The organism is Roseicyclus marinus, assembly GCF_036322625.1.
GTDB classification, from domain to species: Bacteria; Pseudomonadota; Alphaproteobacteria; order Rhodobacterales; family Rhodobacteraceae; genus Roseicyclus; species Roseicyclus marinus_A.
In genome coordinates this window covers 3,389,386-3,412,186 of record NZ_AP027266.1, presented here as the reverse complement: position 1 = coordinate 3,412,186, position 22,801 = coordinate 3,389,386, and the positions used below count along the sequence as shown (strand labels likewise).

General features: G+C 64.0%; 23 protein-coding genes. 11 read left to right on the top strand and 12 right to left on the bottom strand.

Going from position 1 to position 22,801, the window contains the following annotated elements:
* Window positions 1–6: 6 nt before the first annotated feature.
* Window positions 7–1,128: an alpha/beta hydrolase gene (locus AABA51_RS16435; protein WP_338273184.1), complete on the top strand. Its 1,122-nt coding sequence runs from the start codon at window positions 7–9 to the stop codon at window positions 1,126–1,128.
* Here the strand turns inward: AABA51_RS16435 and AABA51_RS16430 are convergent.
* From AABA51_RS16430 to AABA51_RS16420, 3 genes are all read right to left on the bottom strand, one after another.
* A complete protein-coding gene (locus tag AABA51_RS16430; RefSeq protein WP_338273183.1) occupies window positions 1,125–1,730 on the bottom strand; it encodes a Smr/MutS family protein in 606 nt (201 codons plus the stop codon). The two genes, AABA51_RS16435 and AABA51_RS16430, sit on opposite strands and share 4 nt — an antisense overlap.
* Window positions 1,731–1,733: 3 nt before the next feature.
* Window positions 1,734–2,702, bottom strand: a complete 969-nt coding sequence (mltA, locus tag AABA51_RS16425; protein ID WP_338273182.1) for a murein transglycosylase A — start codon at window positions 2,700–2,702, stop codon at window positions 1,734–1,736.
* Between the two features lie 66 nt (window positions 2,703–2,768).
* Window positions 2,769–3,428: a Tim44/TimA family putative adaptor protein gene (locus AABA51_RS16420; protein ID WP_338273181.1), complete on the bottom strand. Its 660-nt coding sequence runs from the start codon at window positions 3,426–3,428 to the stop codon at window positions 2,769–2,771.
* A 129-nt stretch (window positions 3,429–3,557) separates the two neighbouring features.
* Here AABA51_RS16420 and AABA51_RS16415 point away from each other — a divergent pair, with 129 nt between their 5' ends.
* Both AABA51_RS16415 and secB read left to right on the top strand, forming a co-directional pair.
* Window positions 3,558–4,031, top strand: a complete 474-nt coding sequence (locus AABA51_RS16415; RefSeq protein WP_338273180.1) for an FxsA family protein — start codon at window positions 3,558–3,560, stop codon at window positions 4,029–4,031.
* A gap of 83 nt (window positions 4,032–4,114) precedes the next feature.
* A complete protein-coding gene (secB, locus tag AABA51_RS16410; RefSeq protein WP_338273179.1) occupies window positions 4,115–4,633 on the top strand; it encodes a protein-export chaperone SecB in 519 nt (172 codons plus the stop codon).
* A 7-nt stretch (window positions 4,634–4,640) separates the two neighbouring features.
* Here the strand turns inward: secB and dnaQ are convergent, their stop codons facing one another.
* Genes dnaQ through AABA51_RS16390 form a run of 4 tightly spaced genes read right to left on the bottom strand, consistent with a single transcriptional unit; the run spans window position 4,641 to window position 7,375 of the window.
* Window positions 4,641–5,345: a DNA polymerase III subunit epsilon gene (gene dnaQ / locus AABA51_RS16405; RefSeq protein WP_338273178.1), complete on the bottom strand. Its 705-nt coding sequence runs from the start codon at window positions 5,343–5,345 to the stop codon at window positions 4,641–4,643.
* Entirely contained in the window at window positions 5,338–5,937 is a 600-nt protein-coding gene (coaE, locus tag AABA51_RS16400) for a dephospho-CoA kinase (RefSeq protein ID WP_338273177.1), read from the bottom strand. Before coaE ends, dnaQ begins: the two co-directional genes overlap by 8 nt.
* On the bottom strand, window positions 5,934–6,770 hold the full coding sequence (locus AABA51_RS16395) for a shikimate dehydrogenase (RefSeq protein WP_338273176.1): 837 nt from the start codon (window positions 6,768–6,770) through the stop codon (window positions 5,934–5,936). Before AABA51_RS16395 ends, coaE begins: the two co-directional genes overlap by 4 nt.
* The gene (locus AABA51_RS16390; protein ID WP_338273175.1) at window positions 6,767–7,375 is read right to left on the bottom strand and encodes a Maf family protein; all 609 of its coding nucleotides are present in this window, start codon (window positions 7,373–7,375) and stop codon (window positions 6,767–6,769) included. Before AABA51_RS16390 ends, AABA51_RS16395 begins: the two co-directional genes overlap by 4 nt.
* 524 nt (window positions 7,376–7,899) lie before the next feature.
* On the opposite strand from AABA51_RS16390, the gene rho reads away from it, so the two are divergent.
* From rho to AABA51_RS16360, 6 genes are read left to right on the top strand one after another with little or no spacing between them, the layout of a single operon-like run.
* Window positions 7,900–9,171: a transcription termination factor Rho gene (gene rho, locus AABA51_RS16385; RefSeq protein ID WP_338273174.1), complete on the top strand. Its 1,272-nt coding sequence runs from the start codon at window positions 7,900–7,902 to the stop codon at window positions 9,169–9,171.
* A 13-nt stretch (window positions 9,172–9,184) separates the two neighbouring features.
* A complete protein-coding gene (gene mnmE / locus AABA51_RS16380) occupies window positions 9,185–10,459 on the top strand; it encodes a tRNA uridine-5-carboxymethylaminomethyl(34) synthesis GTPase MnmE (protein WP_338273173.1) in 1,275 nt (424 codons plus the stop codon).
* Between the two features lie 4 nt (window positions 10,460–10,463).
* Entirely contained in the window at window positions 10,464–12,338 is a 1,875-nt protein-coding gene (gene mnmG / locus AABA51_RS16375; RefSeq protein ID WP_338273172.1) for a tRNA uridine-5-carboxymethylaminomethyl(34) synthesis enzyme MnmG, read from the top strand.
* On the top strand, window positions 12,335–12,961 hold the full coding sequence (gene rsmG, locus AABA51_RS16370) for a 16S rRNA (guanine(527)-N(7))-methyltransferase RsmG (RefSeq protein ID WP_338273171.1): 627 nt from the start codon (window positions 12,335–12,337) through the stop codon (window positions 12,959–12,961). The genes mnmG and rsmG overlap by 4 nt, the downstream gene beginning before the upstream one ends.
* Entirely contained in the window at window positions 12,954–13,754 is an 801-nt protein-coding gene (locus tag AABA51_RS16365; RefSeq protein WP_338273170.1) for a ParA family protein, read from the top strand. The genes rsmG and AABA51_RS16365 overlap by 8 nt, the downstream gene beginning before the upstream one ends.
* A complete protein-coding gene (locus AABA51_RS16360; RefSeq protein ID WP_338273169.1) occupies window positions 13,754–14,662 on the top strand; it encodes a ParB/RepB/Spo0J family partition protein in 909 nt (302 codons plus the stop codon). The genes AABA51_RS16365 and AABA51_RS16360 overlap by 1 nt, the downstream gene beginning before the upstream one ends.
* Here the strand turns inward: AABA51_RS16360 and hemW are convergent.
* The 3 genes from hemW to rph are packed head-to-tail and all read right to left on the bottom strand — an operon-like array spanning window position 14,659 to window position 17,139.
* Complete coding sequence (gene hemW / locus AABA51_RS16355) at window positions 14,659–15,825, bottom strand: radical SAM family heme chaperone HemW (protein ID WP_338273168.1); 1,167 nt, start codon at window positions 15,823–15,825, stop codon at window positions 14,659–14,661. The genes AABA51_RS16360 and hemW overlap by 4 nt on opposite strands.
* Window positions 15,818–16,426 (bottom strand): RdgB/HAM1 family non-canonical purine NTP pyrophosphatase, encoded by a 609-nt coding sequence (gene rdgB / locus AABA51_RS16350; protein WP_338273167.1) that lies wholly within the window; start codon window positions 16,424–16,426, stop codon window positions 15,818–15,820. Before rdgB ends, hemW begins: the two co-directional genes overlap by 8 nt.
* On the bottom strand, window positions 16,426–17,139 hold the full coding sequence (gene rph, locus AABA51_RS16345) for a ribonuclease PH (RefSeq protein ID WP_277825533.1): 714 nt from the start codon (window positions 17,137–17,139) through the stop codon (window positions 16,426–16,428). Before rph ends, rdgB begins: the two co-directional genes overlap by 1 nt.
* A gap of 82 nt (window positions 17,140–17,221) precedes the next feature.
* Here rph and hrcA point away from each other — a divergent pair, with 82 nt between their 5' ends.
* Both hrcA and AABA51_RS16335 read left to right on the top strand, forming a co-directional pair.
* A complete protein-coding gene (hrcA, locus tag AABA51_RS16340; RefSeq protein ID WP_425328848.1) occupies window positions 17,222–18,298 on the top strand; it encodes a heat-inducible transcriptional repressor HrcA in 1,077 nt (358 codons plus the stop codon).
* A gap of 29 nt (window positions 18,299–18,327) precedes the next feature.
* Window positions 18,328–18,885 carry a nucleotide exchange factor GrpE gene (locus AABA51_RS16335; RefSeq protein ID WP_338273165.1) on the top strand — a complete coding sequence of 186 codons (558 nt, stop codon included), beginning with the start codon at window positions 18,328–18,330 and terminating at the stop codon, window positions 18,883–18,885.
* On the opposite strand, the gene mutS is transcribed toward AABA51_RS16335, so the two are convergent.
* Complete coding sequence (mutS, locus tag AABA51_RS16330; RefSeq protein WP_338273164.1) at window positions 18,882–21,518, bottom strand: DNA mismatch repair protein MutS; 2,637 nt, start codon at window positions 21,516–21,518, stop codon at window positions 18,882–18,884. The two genes, AABA51_RS16335 and mutS, sit on opposite strands and share 4 nt — an antisense overlap.
* Window positions 21,519–21,634: 116 nt before the next feature.
* A complete protein-coding gene (dnaJ, locus tag AABA51_RS16325; RefSeq protein WP_338273163.1) occupies window positions 21,635–22,795 on the bottom strand; it encodes a molecular chaperone DnaJ in 1,161 nt (386 codons plus the stop codon).
* Between the last annotated feature and the right edge of the window lie 6 nt (window positions 22,796–22,801).

The window sequence follows — 22,801 nt, the reverse complement described above, 5'->3', positions numbered from 1 at the left end:
GCGGGCATGACCCATCCTGCCCTCCGTCCCCTTGCCGTTCTTGTCCTGCTTCTGGCGCTGGCCGGATGTGCGGGCCGTGCCATGGTCGCGCTTGTCCCCGATGCACTTGGCACGGGGGCCAGCGAAACCGTGCTCGTGGCCAGCACCCGCGTCTTCGAGAATGGCGATTGGGGCAGCGACCGGCTGGAAGGGCTCAGTTTCGTCGGCTTCGACGTGAACATCCCGCCCGACCGCGAACCGGGGCAGGTGGAACCGGCGCGTGACGGGCGTATCCCCGACCCGACCGAAGATTTCCTCGTGACACGGGCCGAAGCGCTGGATGGGCCCTCGGCGTTCCGCACCACCCTGCAGCGCGAGCTTGCCACCCGCCCGGCCAATGAACGCGAGGTCATGGTCTTCATCCATGGCTTCAACAACACCTTTGCCGACGGGCTCTATCGCACGGCGCAGATCCGGCATGATTTCGACATCCCGGGCGTTGCCGTCCATTACGCATGGCCCAGCGCGGGCAATGCGCTTGGCTATGCCTATGACCGCGACAGCGCGCTGTTCGCCCGCGACGGTCTGGAAACCCTCCTGCGCGAGATCGCGGCAAGCGGCTCGAACCGGATCGTGCTGGTGGCCCATTCGCTCGGTTCATCGGTGACGATGGAGGCGTTGCGCCAATTGCGGATCGGGGGGCGCGATGATGTGATCAGCCGGATTTCGGGCGTGATCCTCATGTCGCCCGATGTCGATATCGACCTGTTCCGCAGTCAGGCGATGCGGATCGATCCCCTGCCGCAACCTTTCGTCATCTTCACCTCGCAACGCGACCGCGCCTTGCGCATCTCGGCCGCCATCACCGGGCAAAGATCCCGCCTCGGCAATCTGGGCACGGTCGAGGATGTGGCCGATCTGAACGTCACCCTCATCGACATTTCCGAATTCCAAAGCGGGGCGCGCGACGGGCTCAACCATTTCACCGCCGCGAATTCGCCCGCCATGATCCAGCTGTTGCAGCAAGTCGCCGCCGTGGACCTGTCGCTTCAGGGCGATGCGACCCAGAACCTCGGCATTCTGCCCGGAACCGTCCTGACGGTGCGCAACGCGACGCAGATCTTCCTGCAACCACTAGTGCCGCGTTAACGAGATTTCCTGAGGTAGACGTAATAGGCACCGCCGCCGCCATGGCGCTGATGGGCCTCCCTTATGTCCAGCACCACGGCACCCAGCGGCGGATTGTGCAGCCACATCGGCACCTGGTGGCGCAACACCCCGCGCCGGATCGGGATCGGATCGGGTGTCTCGCGGTCCTTGCCCTTGCCGGTGATCACCAGAACCAGCCGTTTGCCCGCATCATGCGCATCGAGGATGAACCGCGTCAGCGCGGGATGCGCCTGCGACAGGGTCATGCCGTGCAGGTCGATCCGCCCTTCGGGCTTCAGCTTGCCGCGCGTCATCTTGCGAAAGGCGGCATGGTCCATCCGGACCGGCGCATGGGCCAGACGCTGCGACAGGTCGTGATCGGGGCGCGGGGGATGCGGTTTTTGCGTGGCCTTTTCCCCGATGCGGAATGCGGCAAGCCGTTCGCGGGGCAAAACCGGGTCGGGAATGCGCGTCTGGGCGGGGCTGTCGGGCTCCGCCAGCTTTGCACGAACGGGGGGCGCAAGCGGCGTGGCGCTTTGCGCGACCCTGTCCCACAATGCCTTGTCATCGGCGCTCAGGCCGCGTTTGCCGCGCCGGGGCATCGCTCAGGCGTCCGGGACGCGTTGATGCGCCATCTCGATCGGCAACAGGACTACCATCCGCCCCGGGTCACGGATCGTGCCGGCGGCCTCGCCTGCCGCATCGCCGAAACCAAAGAAAATATCGGCGCGCTGCGCCCCCCGGATCGCGCCACCCGTATCCTGCGCGATCATCAACCGATGCATCGGCGCCGCCCCGCCCTTTTCGATCCAGACCGGCGCACCCAGCGGCGTATAGGCCGGATCGACGGCAATGGTGCGCAAGGGTGTCACCGACCGGTTCATCGCCCCCAGCGGCCCAAGCGCCGGGTCGGCGATGTCGACCTCGCGGAAAAAGATATAGGACGGGTTGTGAAACAACAGCTCCCGCCCTGCAGCGGGGTTGCGCCTCACCCAATTGCGGATCACCTGCGCGGAAACCTGATGCGGTTGATATATGCCGCGGCGGATCAATTCCTGCCCGATGGACCGATAGGGATGCCCGTTGCGTCCATCATAGCCCACGCGAATGACGGACCCATCCGCCATGCGGATACGCCCCGATCCCTGGACCTGCAAAAAGAACAGTTCGACCGGGTCATCGACCCAGGCGATTTCCAGACCGCGCCCCTCCAGCAACCCGCCTTCCTCGATCTCGCGGCGGCTGACCCATTGCCCGTCGCGCGCCTCTTGCGGTGTGCGGTAGACGGGATAGCGGAACTGGGCGGTGGGCCTTGGCGATCCGTCCAGCTCGGGTTCGAAATAGCCGGTGAACAGCGCGCTTTCCTCGCCTCCGATCAGGACGGGGCGAAAGAACAGCTCGAAAAAGGTGCGCGCCTGCGGCGTTGTCTCGGCAATGGCGCAAAGCGCCTGCCAGTCTTCGCCCGGCATGTCGGCGCAGGTGTTCCGAAAAACGGACAGGGCCGCGGCGTGATCATCCTCGGCCCAGCCCTGCAGGTCGTCAAAGGACAACAGCGTGACGCTCTGTTCAGCCATGGCGGCACAGGTCCATCCCGTCAGGGCGAGCCATAGGCCCAGTATCGCGCCGCGGCCGGCCATCGCTCATCCGTCGGTAGCCACCAGTTCCCAATTCGGGTCCTTGGCGCCCATGTTGCGGGCAAAGGTCCAGACATCACGCTGACGCTTGATCTCGTTCGGATCGCCCTCGATCACCTCGCCGGCGGCATTCTTGACCACCGATGTCAGTTCGCCGACGAACCGCACCGTGATCTCGCCCACGCCGCTTGCCCGGTCGAACCGCGCGCTTTCCAGCGACAATTCCCGCACGCCGACAAAGGCCGCCTGGATCGTGAGGCCCTGTTCCTCGCGCTGACGAATGACGGCTTCAAAGGTTTCCAGCACATCGGCGGCAAGGAAAGGGCGCAATTCCTCGACGTCGCCGTTTTCGAACGCCATGAGGATCATCTCGTAGGCCCCGCGCGCACCCTGAAGGAATTCCGTCACGGTGAAACCCGGCTCGGCCAGCTTCATCGCGGCCAGCGCCTTGGCGCTGTCGCTGCCATCCTCGACGTGATCGGTGATGTCGCGATCCGGCCCGCCCTCGATCACCTCGAAATCCCGGCGCGGGTCGGGACGGCTTGGCGCACGGGCCACACTCGGTTTCTCGAACCCCTCGCGGGTGCCCAGAACGCTGCGAAGCCGCAGGATCAGGAAAATCGCGATGCCGGCCAGGACCAGCAGGGACAAAAGGGACGAATTCATCGGAAATCCTCAGACGGACGCGAACGGGGTTCTAACGGGGTAGCAAGCCACATATGTAAGGCAGGGGTAGGGTCAAGTCCATGACCGTGGGGGCGGCAATCCGCCCGTACCCCGAAAGGAGCTGATGCGATGTGGTTGTTTCTTGCCTTCCTTCTGGTGCCCCTGATCGAGATTGCCCTGTTCATCCAGGTGGGCGGCCTGATCGGGCTTTGGCCGACGCTCGCCATCGTGGTGCTGACGGCCATGGCCGGAACCATGCTCGTCCGCTCGCAAGGCGCCTTGGCCCTGTCGCAATTGCGCACCAGCTTTGAAACACTGAACGATCCGACCGAACCCTTGGCCCATGGCGCGATGATCCTGTTTTCCGGTGCGCTGTTGCTGACGCCCGGTTTCTTCACCGATGCGGTGGGTTTCGCGCTTCTGGTGCCCGCCGTCCGTGCGCTTGTCCTGCGCGAATTGCGCAAGCGTATCCGCGTCCAAAGCGTGGCACCCCGCGCGCCCTTCCGTGACCGCCCCCATGCCGAAGACGTGATCGACGGCACCTGGACGGTCGAAGAAGACAACCGCCGCCCCCCCGGTCCGTCCGGTTGGACACAGCGCTGAACCCCCGTACCACTTGGCATTGAGGCATGCGGCGCAGGCTGCTAGACCGCGCGCAACATGACCCGATCAATCCGGAGAGAGCGATGACCGAAACCAATGGCGGTTCCAACCCCGCACAGCCCGAAGGACAGGCCGCACAGCCCGTCCTGCCCAAGATGCAGGTGCTGGGACAATTCGTGCGCGACATGTCCTTCGAAAATATCGCGGCGCAAAAGGCGCTGAATGCCGCCGTGCAGCCCGATATCCAGGTTCAGGTCGCCCTCGACGCCCGCAAGCGCGAGGCCGAGGATCAATACGACGTCATCATGAAGCTCAAGATCGAGAGCCGCACCCGCGAAGAAACGCCCCAACCCATCTTCCTGATGGAAATGGACTACGGCGGCATCTTCAAGGTCGAGAACGTGGCCAACGAACAGCTGCACCCGTTTCTCTTGATCGAATGCCCCCGGATGCTCTTTCCCTTCGTGCGCCGGATCGTCTCGGACGTGACGCGCGATGGCGGCTATCCGCCCCTGAACCTCGATTCCATCGATTTCCTTGCGCTGTATCGTCAGCAGCTCGCCCAGCGCGCCGCCGCGACCCCGCGCAAGGCCGACGCCTGATCCAAGGTCAGTCGAACCGCGACCAGATCGCGCCGCCGCCCAGCTCCGCCACGAAAACGGCATGGGCGGCGCGGTCTTCCTCGCTCACCCGCGAGGGCAGGGGCGTGGGCCGTGGACGTGGACGCCAATCGGTCCCATCCGCCCGTGTCTGGGAATGGCCCTGCCCACCCTGCGCCGACAGGGCGAAATCGGGCTGACGGCCCCCCGTCAATTCCAGGTAAACATCCGCCAGGATCTCGGAATCGAGCAGCGCGCCGTGCAGCGTGCGGTTGGAATTGTCGATCCCGAACCGGCGACACAGCGCATCGAGCGATGCGGGCGAGCCCGGAAACTTTCGCCGCGCGATCATCAGCGTATCGACGGCCCGATCGCTTGGCAGGGGCGAAAAGCCGCACCATTCCAGCTCCGCATTCAGGAATTTCATGTCGAAACTGGCATTGTGGATCACCAGTTTCGCATCCCCGATGAAATCGACAAAGGCCCGGGCGATCTGCGCAAAACGCGGCTTGTCGGCCAGGAATTCCTCCCCGATTCCATGCACGGCAAAGGCTTCGGCGGGCATGTCGCGCTCGGGGTTGATGTATTGATGATAGGTGTTGCCGGTCGGAACCTGGTTCCACAATTCGACCGCCCCGATTTCCACGATCCGGTGCGCGGGCGTGTCGAAAGGGTCCAGACCCGTGGTCTCGGTATCCAGAACAATCTCACGCATCGCCATCTCCCCCGCCGCTCAACCGTTTCACCAGATCTGCCACGCTTGCGCGGGTCTGTTCCAGCGTCTTCGTCTCGATCACATGATCAGCCCGCGCGCGCTTTTCCGCATCGGGCACCTGTCGCGCCACGATCTGGTCGAACAGGGCCTCGGTCATGCCGGGTCGCGCCATGACGCGGGCGCGTTGCGTTTCGGGGTCGGTCGTGACCACCAGCACAGCATCAACGCCCGCCTGACCGCCGGTTTCGAACAGCAGCGGAATATCGAGAACCACAAGCGGTGCTTGCCCATGATCCCGGCAGAATTGCGCGCGGTCCGCCGCCACCAGGGGATGCACAACGCGTTCGAGCCTGCCAAGCAGCTCAGGATCTGTTTTCATCGCGGCGCGCAGCACGTCCCGGTCCACCGCACCACCGCGAATGGCCTCGGGCAGGATCGCGGCCACCGGCGCAACTGCCGCGCCGCCCTTGGCGTAAAGCCGGTGCACCGTGTCATCGGCATCCCAGACCGGCACGCCCAGCTCACGGAACATCGCGGCGGTCGTCGATTTCCCCATCCCGATGGAGCCGGTCAGGCCAAGCCGAAACGTCATCCCCCCAGAACCGCCTGCCGCAGCTCGTCATCGACCAATGGCGTATAGCCGAACCAGCGTTCGAACCCCGGCACGGCCTGATGCAGCAACATGCCCAGCCCATCCACCGTTTCGCAGCCCGCCGCGCTGGCCGCTTGCAGCAATTCGGTTTCCAGCGGCGCATAGACGATATCGGTCACGACGGTCGGCGGGCTCAACCGCGACAGGTCGATGGCCAGCGGTGGCTGTCCCGTCATGCCCAGGGACGTGGTGTTCACGATCAGGGCCGATCTTTCGACCAGATCGGGAATGCGCGTCCAATCCTGTGGCTCGACCCTTGCACCGAATTGTTCCTTCAACCCTTCGGCCCGCGCCCGCGTGCGGTTGGCGACGAAAACCTGCGGCGCGCCATCCGAAATCAGGGCCGAGATGATCGCCTTGGCCGCCCCGCCCGAGCCCAAAACCAGCGCCGGACCGGCCGATGCGGTCCATCCCGGCAATCTTTGCCGGATATTGGCCAAGAAACCCTGCCCATCCGTGTTGTCCGCCTGGATACGGCCATCACCCAGAAAGGTCAGCGTATTCGCCGCCCCGATCAGCGCCGCGCGATCCGTGACGGTCGAGGCCAGATCCAGCACATATTCCTTGTGCGGGATGGTGATGTTGACGCCAACGAAGCCCATGTCGGGCAGGATGCGCAACGCTTCGGCCAGATTGGCATGGGTGATGTGCAAGGGCACGTAATGACCTTTCAGGCCATAGCGGCGCAACCAATGCCCATGCAGCCGGGGCGACAGCGAATGCGAGATCGGATCGCCGATAACCCCGGCCAAGGGGATAGATGGGCGGATCATTCAAACCTCCAGCCACGCAGGCGCAAATGGGAGCAAAGCTCTAGTAACGGAAGACCAAGAACGCTGAACCAATCACCTTCGATCCGGGCGAACAACCGCGCGCCCAGCGCCTCGGCCTGGTAGGCGCCGACACAGCCTTCGACCTCGGGCCATGCGCGATCCAGGTAGCTCTCGATCTCGACGGCGGTCAGCTTGTGCATCGTCAAACGCGCAACACCCACATGCCGCCAGACTGGCTGCGCATCCTCGTAAAGAACCGCTGCCGAATACAGGTGATGGGTCTGCCCCGACAAACGACCAAGATGATCCGCAGCCTCCGCCCGGTTCGCGGGCTTGGCAAAGATCTCCGCCTTCAGCGACAGGATCTGGTCACAGCCCAGCGTCAGACCCTGACCGGCACTTTTGCGCGCCTTGGCCTCTGCCAGGGCATCCGCGACATCGCGGGGGGTCGCGCCATCAGCCACAAGAGCGGCTCGGATCGCGTCTTCGTCCACCCGCGCGATCTTCACGTCATGAGCGATTCCCACACGCGCCAGCATCTCGGCACGGATCGGCGACCCCGAGGCGAGCACCAGACGGTCGGTTGGCGATGAAAAGCTGTCCATGATCCTGTTGATAACGGAGGGGCGAAGGCCGGGACAATCCTGTTGAGAGCATCAACCCGCGCTTTTCTCACCACGATGCGCGCCGATCTGCACGTATCACGCAACACTCATGCACGGGGATAATCTGTTCAGACAGGCATCAGAGCAGTCAAAGCTTCACCCGATCATACAATCTTTTCCACAAGATCATCAAGCACCAGATCTTATCCAAGTATCTGGTTTTATTATTTAATTTTCTTCAATCCCCGATCCTGTGGCAAGAACCTGAACAGAACCATTCTTGTGCATCGCATCAGGGAAAAGATCGGGACATCCGGTTTTCCCGACTTATCCACGCCCCTAAGCCTACAATCACCTTTTCTTTCTTAATTCTTTTTTTAAGAAAGATTGGCCCGAACGCTCCTTGCTTGACAGACGGTGGCTTGACCCTTAGCTCTCGGTCAACCCTCGTCCGAGGGCTGTTTTTCCTTTCTTGCACAGAAAACGCGACTGCGCGCCTCGCTGTCCGTTTCCGGGATCTTTCCATGACAAAAACGACGCTGACGCTGGCCGAGCTCAAAGCCAAGTCGCCCAAAGACCTTCTGGCCATGGCCGAAGAGCTCGAGATCGAGAACGCCTCGACCATGCGCAAGGGTGAGATGATGTTCGAGATCCTGCGCGAACGCGCGGAAGAAGGCTGGGACATCATCGGCGACGGCGTGCTGGAAGTTCTGCAAGACGGGTTCGGTTTCCTCCGCTCGCCCGAGGCGAATTACCTGCCCGGTCCCGATGACATTTACGTCTCGCCCGACATGATCCGCCAATATTCGCTGCGGACCGGCGATACCGTCGACGGCGTCATGGTCGCGCCCAAGGACAACGAGCGGTATTTCGCGCTGGTCAAGGTCCAGAGCATCAACTTCGAAGATCCCGAACGCGCCCGCCACAAGGTCGCCTTCGACAACCTGACCCCGCTTTACCCCGATGAACGCCTGAAAATGGAAATCGAGGATCCGACGATCAAGGATCGCTCGGCCCGGATCATCGACCTTGTTTCGCCCATTGGCAAAGGCCAGCGTGCGCTGATCGTGGCGCCGCCGCGCACGGGTAAAACCGTTCTGCTGCAGAACATCGCGCATTCCATCGAAACCAATCACCCGGAATGCTACCTGATCGTCCTTCTGATCGACGAACGTCCCGAAGAAGTCACCGACATGCAGCGCAGCGTGAAGGGGGAGGTTATTTCCTCCACCTTCGACGAACCCGCGACCCGTCACGTGGCCGTCGCTGAAATGGTCATCGAAAAGGCCAAGCGCCTTGTCGAACACAAGCGCGATGTCGTCATCTTGCTCGATTCGATCACGCGCCTTGGCCGTGCCTTCAACACGGTCGTGCCCTCCTCGGGCAAGGTTCTGACCGGTGGTGTGGACGCCAACGCGTTGCAGCGCCCCAAGCGTTTCTTCGGTGCCGCCCGCAATATCGAGGAAGGTGGCTCGCTCACCATCATCGCCACCGCGCTGATCGACACCGGCAGCCGGATGGACGAGGTCATCTTCGAAGAATTCAAGGGCACCGGTAACTCGGAAATCGTCCTTGACCGCAAGGTGGCGGACAAGCGCGTCTTCCCCGCGATGGACATCCTCAAATCCGGCACAAGGAAAGAGGATCTGTTGGTCGACAAGGTGGACCTGCAGAAAACCTATGTCCTGCGCCGCATCCTGAACCCGATGGGCACCACCGACGCGATCGAGTTCCTGATTTCCAAGCTCAAGCAGACCAAGACGAACTCCGAATTCTTCGAATCCATGAATTCGTAAGGGGGCCACGGCGATGCACACGATTTTCGCCCTGGCAACCGCTCGGGGCAAATCGGGCGTTGCCGTGATCCGCATTTCGGGGCCTGACGCGCATCAGGTCGGTCAGGCCCTTTCCGGTACTCTGCCCGAACCCGGCCGTTTCGCGCTCAGAACCATCCGCGATGGGGTGGGGCTTGTCCTTGATCAGGCCCTGGTGCTGCGCTTCGACGCTCCGCACAGTTTTACGGGCGAGAACAGCATAGAGCTGCAACTCCACGGCAGCATTGCGGTCATCCGTGCGGTGGAACAGGCGATTGCCGACACAGGCCTTGCCCGCATGGCCGAACCGGGCGAATTCACCCGCCGCGCGTTGATGAACGGAAACCTCGACCTCGCCCAGGTCGAAGGTCTGTCCGATCTCATCGCCGCCGAAACCGAGATGCAGCGCCAACAGGCACAATCGCTCTTTTCCGGCGCGATGCGGGGTTTTGCCGATACCTGCCGCGCCGATCTCTTGCGCGCCGCCGCCTTGATCGAAGCCACGATCGATTTCGCGGATGAGGAAGTGCCCATCGATGTCTCGCCCGAGGTTGCCTCCCTCATCGACCGGGTGATCACAGCCATCGATGGCGAATTGTCCGGGTTTTCCGGGGCCGAACGCCTGCGCGCCGGGTTCGAGGTTGCCATCATCGGCCGCCCGAATGTCGGCAAATCCACGCTCCTGAACCGCATCGCCGGGCGTGAGATTGCCATCACCTCCGAGATCGCCGGCACCACCCGCGACGTGCTGGAGGTGCGCGTTGATCTGGACGGGCTGCCGGTCACCTTCCTCGATACCGCTGGCTTGCGCGACAGCGACGACACGATCGAAAAGATCGGTGTCGCGCGCGCCCGCGAACGGGCCGAGGGGGCGGATCTTCGCATCCTCCTCGATGATGGTCAGGATGATGCACAGGATTTCAACCTGTCCATCGATTTGCGCTACGCCACCAAATCTGACCTGACGGGGTTCGGCATCTCCGCCAAAACGGGGGAGGGGATCGATCAACTCCTCGCCGATGTCTCCGCCGCGCTTTCCAATCGCCTTGGAAATATGGGCATCGCTTCCCATGAACGCCATCGCCAAGCGCTTGTCCGCGCGCGCGATGCCCTGTCGCTTGCCCGCCGCAGCTTTGACACCGGTGATGGTGCCGAGATCTTGGCCCTTCACCTGCGCGATGGGGCGGCGGCGCTTGACTCCCTCATCGGGCGCATGGATGTAGAGAGCGTTCTCGGCGAAATCTTTGCGCAATTCTGCATCGGCAAGTGATGGAGTGTTTCACGTGAAACATGCCCCTTTCGACGTCATCGTGATCGGCGGCGGCCATGCCGGGGCCGAGGCGGCGCATGCCGCGGCCCGCGCCGGTGCCCGCACCGCGCTTGTCACAATGCGCCGTGACACCATCGGCGTGATGTCCTGCAACCCGGCCATCGGCGGCTTGGGCAAAGGCCATCTCGTGCGCGAGATCGATGCCATGGGCGGGATCATGGGCCTTGCCGCCGACCGTTCGGGGATTCAGTTTCGCCTCCTGAACCGCCGGAAAGGCCCTGCCGTGCGTGGCCCGCGCACCCAATCCGACCGCGTGTTTTACCGCGCCGCGATCCAATCCCTGTTGGCCGATCAACAAAACCTCACGATTCTGGAGGGGGAGGTTGCCGACCTCATCCTCACCGATGGCCGCATCGCCGGAATAGAACTGGCCGACGGATCACAGATTGGGGCAGGGGCGGTTGTCCTGACCACCGGCACCTTTCTGCGCGGCGTCATCCACATCGGTGACCGCAAGATGGAAGGGGGACGTATCGGCGACAAACCCTCCAACCGTCTGGCGCAGCGCCTGCGCGATCTGTCTCTGCCGCTCGGTCGCCTGAAAACCGGAACGCCGCCGCGTCTGCGGTCCTCGTCCATCGATTGGGCGCGGCTGGAACTGCAGCCTGCCGATGACGATCCGATGCTGTTTTCCTTTCTGTCGAACGCTCCGACCGTGCGGCAGATTTCCTGCGGCATCACCCATACCAACGAACGCACCCACGATCTGATCACCGCGAATCTGTCGCGATCCGCCATGTATGGTGGCCATATCGAAGGCGTCGGTCCCCGCTATTGCCCCTCGATCGAGGACAAGGTGGTCCGTTTCGCCGACAAAACCTCGCATCAGATCTTCCTAGAACCCGAGGGTCTGGACAGCGATGTCGTCTATCCCAACGGCATCTCCACCTCCTTGCCCGAGGATGTTCAACACGATTACGTCCATTCCATCGTCGGTCTGGAACAGGCGGAAATCCTGCAACCGGGCTATGCCATCGAATATGATTACGTCGATCCGCAAAGCCTGAACGCCGCGCTCGAATTGCCGATGCTGCCGGGCCTGTTCCTCGCCGGTCAGATCAACGGCACGACAGGTTATGAGGAAGCCGCGGCCCAGGGCCTGATGGCCGGCCTCAACGCCGCGCGGCAAGTAGCAGGGCAGGGGCCGATCACGCTTGGCCGCGACCGCGCCTATATCGGCGTCTTGATCGACGATCTGGTGACGCGCGGCGTGTCCGAACCCTATCGCATGTTCACCTCGCGCGCCGAATACCGCCTGTCGCTGCGCGCCGACAATGCCGATCAACGCCTGACGCCCTTGGCTGCCGATCTCGACCTGATCGACGATGCGCGCCGCCAGCTTTTCGACGCCAAACTCGACGCGCTCGCCACCGGTCGCGCGATGCTAGAGGGGGAAACCTTCACCCCCCGTGAAATCGCGGCGCAGGGCATTGCCATAAACCAGGACGGACAGCGCCGGACGGGCATGGATATCCTTGCCTTTCCCGATGTGACGCCGGACCAGATCGATCCGCTTTTGCCCGAATTCGCCGCGCTTCCCGCTGAAATCCGCACCCAACTGGCGATCGAGGCGCTCTATCGCACCTATGTCGACCGCCAGCAGCGCGATGCCGACGCCCTTCGCCGGGATGAGGCGTTGAGCATTCCCGAAACCCTGGATTACTCCGACATCGGCGGGCTTTCCAACGAATTGCGCGGCAAACTCACCCGCATCCGACCGCAAACATTGGGGCAGGCGGGGCGGATCGACGGGATGACGCCCGCAGCCCTGGCGCTGATTCTCACCCGCATCCGCCAGGACGAGCGCCTGCGCGCATGACCGAAGATGACGCAAAGGCGCGGATCGCCGCGGATGTTTCACGTGAAACGCTGGACAGGTTGGAGCTTTTCGCGTCCCTCCTGACGAAATGGCAAAAAACCATCAACCTGATCTCGCCCGCCACCCTGCCGCAGATCTGGTCGCGCCATATCCTCGATTCGGCGCAGGTGATCGACCACGCGCCTCCGGATGCCAAAACATGGGCCGATCTGGGCAGCGGCGGGGGCTTTCCGGGCCTTGTCTGCGCTGCCATCGCGGCCGAAAAAATGCCTGATCTGCGCATGAACCTGGTCGAGGCTGATTTGCGCAAGGCCGCTTTCCTGCGCGAAACGGCCCGGCAAATGGGCCTTTCCGTGGGCGTTTTCAGCCGCCGGATCGAGGATATGCCGCCCCAGGCCGCCGATATCGTCTCGGCCCGTGCCTTGGCCGCGCTCGATACGCTCTGCGGTTACGCCCATCTCCACCTGCGCCCCGGCGGCGTCGCCCTCCTCCAAAAGGGCGCGCGCCACGCCGAGGAACTTGAAACCGCGCGCCAGCGCTGGCAGATGGACGTGACCACGGTCCCCAGCGTCACCGACGCCGACGCCGTCCTGTTCCGTATCGAGAACCTGACCCATGCCTGACACCAAGCGCCCCCGCATTCTTGCCGTGACGAACCAGAAGGGGGGCGTGGGCAAGACGACCACCGCCATCAATCTTGGCGCGGCCTTGGCGGAACTGGGCGAAAAGGTCCTCATCGTCGACCTCGATCCGCAGGGCAACGCCTCAACCGGGCTGGGCGTCAGCGCCAAGGACCGCGAAAACACCACCTACGAACTGCTGCTCGAAGATGCCCCCCTGGCCGATGTCATTCGCCCCACGGGCGTTGACCGCCTCCATATCGCGCCCGCGACCACCGATCTCAGCTCCACCGATGTCGAGCTTGGCACACAGGAAAACCGCGTCTTCCTGCTCAAGGATGCCTTGTCCTCCGACGCGGCCATGGTCTTTGACTATATCCTGATCGATTGCCCGCCCTCCCTCAGCCTTCTGACGGTCAATGCGCTCGTGGCCTGCGATGCCGTCCTTGTGCCGCTCCAGGCTGAATTTTTCGCCCTTGAAGGGCTGTCTCAGCTGATGCTCACCGTCCGCGACGTGCGCGAAACCGCCAATCCCGGCCTGCGGATCGAGGGCGTTGTGCTCACCATGTATGACCAGCGCAACAACCTCAGCCAACAGGTGGAGGCGGATGCCCGCGCCACCTTGGGCGAATTGGTCCTGTCCACCCGCATCCCCCGCAACGTCCGGCTGAGCGAGGCACCGTCCTACGCCATGCCCGCGCTTGCCTATGACCCCCAATCCAAGGGCAGCCAAGCTTATATGGATCTCGCGTCCGAGATCCTGTCGCGCCACGCCAAACGCAAGGAACCCGCCTGATGGTCAAAAGACGCGAACGCAGCGGTCTGGGGCGTGGTTTGTCGGCGCTCATGGCCGATATCGAAACGCCGGCGACGACCAGCGCCGATGCCACGCCGCGCACCCCGCGCGACACGCGCCGCGTGCCCATCGACCGCATCCGCCCCAATCCCGACCAGCCCCGCCGCAGCTTTGCCGAAGGCGCGTTGCAGGAACTGGCCGCCTCGATCCGCGAAAAGGGCGTGATCCAGCCCCTGATCGTGCGCCCCGACCCGGCCAAGGCCGAAAATTTCCAGATCGTCGCGGGCGAACGCCGCTGGCGGGCTGCGCAACTGGCGCAACTCCATGATCTGCCCGTGATCATCCGCGATTTTGACGATACCGAGGTGCTCGAGGTCGCGATCATCGAAAACATTCAGCGCGCCGACCTGAACGCGCTGGAAGAAGCCCAAGGCTATCGTCAGCTGATCGACCGCTTCGGCCATACACAGGATCAACTGGCGCAAGCCATGGGCAAAAGCCGCAGCCATATCGCCAACCTGATGCGGCTTCTGGCGCTGCCCGACCCGATCCAGGACATGCTGCGCAACGGCGATCTGACCGCCGGTCACGCCCGCGCGCTTCTGACGGCCGATGATCCGCTGGCCCTGGCGCGCAAGGCCGTGGCCGAGGGATGGTCCGTCCGTGACGTCGAAAAGCACGCGAAATCAAAGGCTTCAACGGAAAGCACCACCCGGATCCGTGCCACGGTCGGGCGCGGAACAGACAAGGATGCCGATACATTGGCGCTCGAGGGTGATCTGAGCGCCACGCTCGGCATGCCCGTCAGCATCGACCACGACACCGCCTCGGGCGCGGGGCGCGTCTCGATCCGTTACGCCGATCTCGCGGCGCTCGACGATCTGATTGCCCGCCTGTCGCGTGGTTAACCCGCCTCGGCCAGCAACTCGCGCAGCACCGCGTTCAACACCCGCCGCCCATCCAGCGTCGTGGTGATCCGACGCTCCGTGACCTCGATCATCCCCAAGGATTCGAGCCTGTTCAGCACATCAGGGTCGAAATCCGCCCCGTTCATCGCCACGAACCGCGCCCTGTCCATCCCCTCGGACAGGCGCAGTGCCATCATCGCGTATTCTTCGGCCCGTTCGCGCCCGCTCACCGCATCGCGCAGCGTTTCGCCAGTCCCTTGCGTCTCCACCCGGCGCAGCCAGCCAAGGGGCGACAATTCCGTCTCGGTCGCCATCCGCCGTCCGCCCAGCGTGATCCGCCCATGCGCGCCCGGCCCGATCCCGGCGTAATCGCCACCGCGCCAATAGATCAGGTTGTGGCGCGATTGCGCCATGTCGCTGGCGTGGTTCGACACTTCATAAGCGGGCAATCCCGCCGCGTCGCACATGTCTTGGGTCAGATCATACATCGCGGCGGCGGTGTCATCCTCGACCAAGCCACCCAAACGCCCGATGGCATGCCGCTCGCCAAAGGCCGTGCCATCCTCGATCGTCAACTGGTAGAGCGACAGGTGATCGGCAGCCAAGGTCAGGGCTTCGGCCAATTCCGCTCGCCAATCCTCCAACCCCTGGTATTGCCGCGCATAGATCAAATCGAAACTGACACGCGGAAACACGTCGCGCGCGATCGCATAGGCGTTTCGACCCTCCGCCGCCGAATGGAGACGCCCCAGACGCTTCAGATCCACATCGCTCAGCGCCTGCAAGCCCATCGAAACCCGGTTCACACCCCCATCGCGAAAGGCGCGGAACCGTCCCGCCTCGACCGAGGTCGGGTTCGCCTCCAACGTCACTTCCAGATCATTGGCAACCGGCCAGGCCCGTTTGATCACCTCCAGCATGGCCGCGACCGTATCGGGCGCCATCAGCGATGGTGTGCCGCCGCCGAAATAGATGCTGGTCAGCCGCCTGCCCGGCAACTCGGCAGAAACACGTTCAATTTCAGATAGATAGGCGGATTTCCACCGCGCCTGGTCGATCTCGGCCGCGACATGGCTGTTGAAATCGCAATAGGGGCATTTCGCCTGGCAAAAGGGCCAGTGGATATAAAGACCGAAACCACCGGCCTCCCAATCTTCAGCCACCGAAGACCTGCTTCAGCTGTTCGACCGCCTTGGCGCGATGGCTGATCTTGTTCTTTTCCCAGCGATCCATCTCGCCAAAGGTCACGTCATAGCCTGCGGGCTGGAAAATCGGGTCATAGCCATGCCCCTGGTCGCCCCGCATCGGCCAGACGACGCAGCCCTCCATCACGCCGGGAAACACCTCGTCATGCCCATCGGGCCATGCCAGCACCAGCGTGCAGCAGAACCGCGCCGTGCGGGGGTGGGCCGCGCCCTTGGCCTCCAGCAGATCATGGGTTTTCCGCATCGCCATGACGAAATCGCGGCCATCGGGGGTTTCCGCCCAATCGGCGGTATAGACACCGGGCGCGCCATCCAGCGCGTCGATCTCGATCCCGCTGTCATCCGACAGGGCGGGCAGGCCCGTGGCCTTGGCCGCCGCATGCGCCTTGATCCTGGCATTTTCGACGAATGTCGTGCCGGTTTCCTCGGGCTCGGGCAGACCATGATCGGCGGCAGAGGACACGGTGATCCCGTAAGGCGCCAAAAGCGCCTCCATCTCCTCCAGCTTGCCGCGATTGTGTGTCGCGATCAGCAGATGGTCGCCCGTGAACCGCCGCATCAGGATGTCGCCGCCTTCTGCGCCTTGACCAGCGCCGCGATGCCGCTTTCGGCCAAGCCATACATCTCGTCGAATTGCCCGCGAGAAAACGCCGACCCTTCGGCGCTGGCCTGAACCTCGACCAGGGCACCGCTGCCCGTCATCACGAAATTCGAATCCGTCCCCGCCTCGCTGTCTTCAAGGTAATCGAGGTCCAGCACCGCTTGCCCCGCATAAATCCCGCAAGATACGGCCGCGATGTGATCCGTGATCGGGTCGCTGACGATATCGCCGGCCTTGATCAGCTTGTTCACCGCCAGCCGCAGCGCGACCCAACCGCCCGTGATCGACGCGCAGCGCGTTCCGCCATCGGCCTGGATCACGTCGCAATCGATGGTGATCTGCCGCTCGCCCAATGCCGACCGGTCAACGCCAGCGCGCAGCGCGCGCCCGATCAACCGCTGGATCTCCTGCGTCCGTCCCGATTGCTTGCCCGATGCCGCCTCGCGGCGCATCCGCGTATGGGTGGCGCGCGGCAGCATCCCGTATTCCGCCGTCACCCAGCCAAGGCCGGTATTCTTCAGAAACGGCGGCACCCGTTCCTCCAGCGTCGCAGTGCAAAGCACATGCGTGCCGCCGCAGCGGATCAGGCACGATCCCTCGGCATGGCGCGTGACACCCGTCTCGATGGAAATCTCGCGCATTTCGTCTAGGTTTCGGCCGGAAGGACGCATAAATATCTCCCTGATCTACCCCTGCGGGATAGTCCGCGCGCCGCCTCGGACGCAAGCCCGAATGGATCGAACGACCATGACGATGACCGACCGCAAGACCAGCAGCCAGACCGTGATGGGCGATCTCAACGACCGCTCCCGCGAGGTGTTTCGCCGCGTGGTCGAGGGATATCTCGAAACCGGCGCGCCCGTGGGCTCGCGCACCCTGACGCGCAGCCTCTCGGAACAGGTGTCGGCGGCCACGATCCGCAACGTGATGCAGGATCTCGAATATCTGGGCCTCCTGGACAGCCCCCATATCTCCGCCGGGCGCGTGCCCACCCAGCTTGGCCTGCGCATGTTCGTCGACGGGTTTCTCGAGGTGGGCGAGTTGGCCGCCACCGACAAGCAAAGCCTCGATGATACGCTCGGCTCCAACGTGGGCGATGTCGCGGCAGCCCTCGACCGGATCGGCGCCGCCCTGTCGCAGGCGACCCATGGCGCCAGCGTCGTTCTGGCCCCGAAACGCGAAGCGCCGATCAAGCACATCGATTTCGTCTCGCTCGCCCCCGACCGCGCCCTTGTGGTCTTGGTGTTTTCGGATGGCCATGTCGAAAACCGCCTGTTCCAGCCGCCCCCCGGCCACACCCCCAGCGCGATGCGCGAGGCGGCGAATTACCTCAACGCCCATCTGGCCGACCGCACCTTGGGCACGCTCCGCGCCGAAATGCAGCGCGAGGTGGATCAACGCCGCGCCCAGATCGACGAGATTGCCAACCACCTGATCGAGGCGGGCCTCGCCGTCTGGGACAGCGACGGCAACGATCAGGGCCGTTTGATCGTGCGGGGCCGCGCGAATCTCCTCTCCGACGCCGCCGAGGCCGAAGAGCTGGACCGCATCCGCCACCTCTTTGACGATCTCGAACGCAAGCGCGACATCGCCGAATTCCTCGAACTGGCCGAATCCGGCGACGGGGTCCGCATTTTCATCGGCTCCGAGAACAAGCTTTTCTCACTTTCGGGTTCCGCTCTGGTCGTCTCTCCCTATATGAACGCTGACCGAAAGATCGTGGGCGCGGTCGGGGTCATCGGCCCGACCCGTCTGAACTACGGGCGTATCGTCCCGATCGTGGATTATACGGCGCAACTGGTCGGCAAACTGATCGCCGACCGGGGATAAAAGCCGCAAGGAAGGGTGAAGAGGCACGCATGTCCGACGCGAAACAAGATCATGTCGCAGAACAGGAATACGCCGAAGAGGCCGCAACCGCCGAGGTCGATCTGACCGAGGATCTGCCGGTTGACGAAAACGACGCGCTGCGCGCCGAAAATGCCGAGCTCAAGGATCGTCTGCTGCGCACGCTGGCCGAATCGGAAAACGTGCGCAAACGCGCCGAACGCGACCGGCGCGAGGCCGAGAAATTCGGCGGCTCCCGCATCGTCCGCGATCTTCTGCCCGTCTACGACAACCTGCGCCGCGCGCTGAACAGCGCCAGCGATGCCGCGGGCGATGCCGACAGCGCGCTTCTCGAAGGGGTGGAACTGACGCTGCGCGAATTGCTCAAGGTGATGGACAAGCACGGCGTCACCCTGATCGCGCCCGAGGTCGGCGACGCCTTCGACCCCAATACGCACGAGGCGATGTTCGAAGCCCCCGTTCCCGGCACGAAAGCGGGCGACATCCTGCAAGTCATGACCGAAGGTTTCATGCTGCACGACCGCCTGATCCGTCCCGCGCAGGTCGGCGTGTCCTCCAACCCCGGCTAAGCCTTTTCCGCCAGATCCTTGAGATCATAGAGAATTTGCAGCGCCTCGCGCGCGGTCAACTCGTCGGGGTGTATCTCCTTGAGACGCGCCTCGACCGCCGATCCCTTCGCCGCTTTCGGCGCGGGGGCAGGGACGGCGGCAAACAGCGGCAGATCGTCGATCACCGCCTTTCGGTCGCCGCCTTCCCGCTCGCCCTTTTCCAGCGCCGTCAGCACGGTTTGCGCCCGCGCGATCACCCGCTCGGGCAGACCGGCCAGCTTTGCCACCTGTACGCCATAGGATCGGTCGGCGGCCCCTTCCCGCACCTCGTGCAGGAAAATCACCTCTCCCTCCCATTCGCGCACCGCAACCGTGGCATTGCGCAACCCCTCAAGCCGCGCGGCCAGATTGGTCATCTCGTGGTAATGCGTGGCGAATAGCGCGCGACAGCGGTTCACCTCGTGCAGATGTTCCAGCGTCGCCCAGGCGATGGACAGCCCGTCATAGGTCGCCGTTCCCCGTCCGATCTCGTCCAGGATCACCAGCGCCCGCTCATCCGCCTGGTTCAGGATCGTCGCCGTTTCCACCATCTCGACCATGAAGGTCGACCGCCCCCGCGCCAGGTCATCCGCCGCGCCGACCCGGCTGAAAACCTGGCTCACCAGCCCGATTTCCGCCCGCTCGGCAGGCACGAAACTGCCCATTTGAGCCAGAATCGCGATCAAGGCGTTCTGCCGCAGATAGGTGGACTTCCCCGCCATGTTGGGGCCCGTCAACAGCGTGACGGCGGCACCGTCGCCCATCGGCGACAGGCGGCAATCATTGGCGACAAAAGGCGTTCCGCCCTGCGCCAGCGCCGCTTCGACCACCGGATGCCGCCCGCCCACGATGTCGAAGGCGCGATCTTCCCGCATCTCGGGCCGGGTCCAGTTCCCCTCGACCGCCCGCCGCGCCAGGGCGGATGCAAGATCCAGCTCCGCCAGCGCTCGCGCCGTCGCACCCACGGCATCCTGGGCCGCCAGAACCGCCTCGCGCAGCGACTGGAACAGCGCGCGCTCGATCTCCTGCACCCGGTTGCCCGCATTCAGGATCTTGGTTTCCAGCTCCGACAGCTCCAGCGTGGTGAACCGCACCGCATTGGCCGTGGTCTGCCTGTGGATGAACCGCTCGGACAAAGGGGGCGACAGCATCTTGTCGGCATGGGTCGCCGTCGTCTCGATAAAATAGCCCAAGACGTTGTTATGTTTGATCTTCAGCGACGAAACCCCCGTCGCCTCAATGTATTCCGCCTGCATCGGCCCGATCACGCCGCGCCCCTGGTCGCGCAGGTGGCGCACCTCGTCGAGCTCCGCGTCATAGCCCTCGGCAATCGAGCTTCCGTCGCGCAACTGCACCGGCGGCTCTGCCACCAGCGCGCGGTCCAACAGGTCGGCCAAATCGGCATCTCCCGCCAAACCCTCGCGCGCCTCGGCCAGCATCTGCGGCAGGTCCTGGTCCCGCATCGCGGCCTGCAAGGCGCTCGCCCCCATCAACCCGTCGCGGATCGCGGCCAGATCGCGCGGCCCGGCCCGGTCCAGCGCCAGCCGCGACAACGCCCGATCCAGATCGGGGATACGCCGTAACCGACCCTCTATTTCGTCTCTAACCAGCCTGTCAGACACGAAATAAGACACTGCATCATGCCGCGCCCGGATCACGGCCAGATCCGTCGACGGCCCCGAAAGCCGCCGCTCCAACAGCCGCGCACCGCCTGCCGTCAGCGTCCGGTCGATCACCGACAGGACCGTATTTGCACGGCCCCCCGACAGCGCATGGGTCAGTTCCAGGTTCCGACGCGTCGCCGCATCCAGCTGCAAGACCTGGCCCGCATTTTGCCGCCGGGGCGCATGCAACAAGGGCAGGCTGCCCTTTTGCGTCAGCGACAGGTAATCGATGACGGCCGCCATTGCCGCCACCTCGGGGCGCGAAAAACTCCCGAACCCTTCCAGCGAGGCGACACCGAACACATCCCCGATCCGCCCCTCGGCCCGGCTGTCGAAACTGGTGGGGGCCAGCAGCGTCACCGCCGCGCCGATCTCTTCCATCGCGGCGATCCGTTCGGGCGGCATTCCGTCCGACACCAGCACTTCGCGCGGCATCAACCGCGCCAGCTCCGGTCCCAGCCGCACGGGCGGGCAGGGCATCACCTGGAAATCCCCGGTCGAGATATCGCACCACGCCAGCGCGCCCTCGCCCCTTATCTCGGCATAGGCGGCCAGGTAATTGTGCCGCCGCGCTTCCAAAAGCGTATCCTCGGTCAGCGTGCCGGGCGTGACCAACCGCACCACGTCGCGCCGCACCACGGCCTTGGACCCGCGTTTCTTGGCCTCGGCCGGGTCTTCCATCTGCTCGCAGATGGCCACCCGAAACCCCTTGCGGATCAGCGTCAGCAGGTAGCTTTCGGCGGAATGCGCGGGCACCCCGCACATCGCGATGTCCTCGCCCAGATGCTGGCCGCGCTTGGTCAGCGCGATATCGAGCGCTGCAGCCGCCGCCACGGCATCGTCAAAGAACATCTCGTAGAAATCGCCCATCCGGTAGAACAACAGCGCATCGGCATATTGCGCCTTGATCTCCAGATATTGCGCCATCATCGGCGTCACTTGGGCCGTCATTCCGTTCCCCCTTGCAAGCCTGCAAAGCCTACGCAAGCTGACCCTGGGATTGAAGCGCAAACGCATGAAAAAGGCCCCGACAGAGCGGGGCCTTTTCCTGTTTCCTGCCCGGTGCCTTACCCGGTCATCCCGTCCCAAAAACTCTTCACCTTGTCGAAAAACCCGGTCGCATTGGGATTGTTCGACTTGGCGCTGATCTCCTCGAATTTCTTGAGCAGCTCTTTTTGCTCTGCCGTCAGGCTGACGGGCGTCTCGACGGCCAGCTCGATATACATGTCGCCGATGCCGGGGCCCCGCAGCTGCGGCATCCCCTTGCCACGCAACCGCATCTGCCGCCCCGATTGCGAGCCTTCGGGCACCTTCACCCGGCTGCGCCCGCCGTCGATCGTGGGCACCTCGATCTCGCCCCCAAGCGCTGCGCGCGTCATCGACACCGGCACCCGGCAGAACAGGTCGATCCCATCCCGCTGGAACAGCGCATGCTCCGAAACCTCGATGAAGATATAGAGATCGCCCGACGGCCCGCCGCGCATCCCGGCTTCGCCCTCGCCCGACAGGCGGATGCGCGTTCCGGTCTCGACACCCGCCGGAATATTCACCGACAGTGCGCGGTCCTTCTGCTGACGGCCCGCGCCGCCACAGGTCCGGCACGGGTTCTTGACGATCTGGCCCATCCCCGAACAGGTAGGGCAGGTCCGTTCCACCGTGAAAAAGCCCTGCTGCGCCCGCACCTTGCCCATGCCCGAACAGGTGGGGCAGGTGGTGGGCTCGGCCCCCGCCTCGGACCCGGTGCCGTTGCACGACCCGCAGGCGACGGATGAGGGCACCGTGATCTGCTTGTTCAGACCCGCAAACGCCTCCTCAAGGCTGATCCGCAGGTTGTAGCGCAGATCCGATCCCCGGCTTGCCCGGCTGCGCCCACCGCCACCGCGCTGGCCGCCCATGAAATCGCCGAACAGATCCTCGAACACATCGGAAAAGGCGCTGGCGAAATCGCCCTGACCGGGCCGTCCGCCATAGCCGCCCGCGCGCCCGCCGCCCGCCATGCCCCCGTCAAAGGCCGCATGGCCGAACCGGTCGTAGGCGGCTTTCTTGTCGGCATCCTTCAGCACGTCATAGGCTTCGTTCACTTCCTTGAACTGGGCCTCGGCATCGGGTTTGTCGGCGTTGCGGTCGGGGTGAAGCTCTTTCGCCTTGGTGCGATAGGCTTTCTTGATCTCGTCGGCGGACGCGCCTTTCGAGACCCCGAGCACCTCGTAGTAATCGCGCTTTGCCATCTTGTC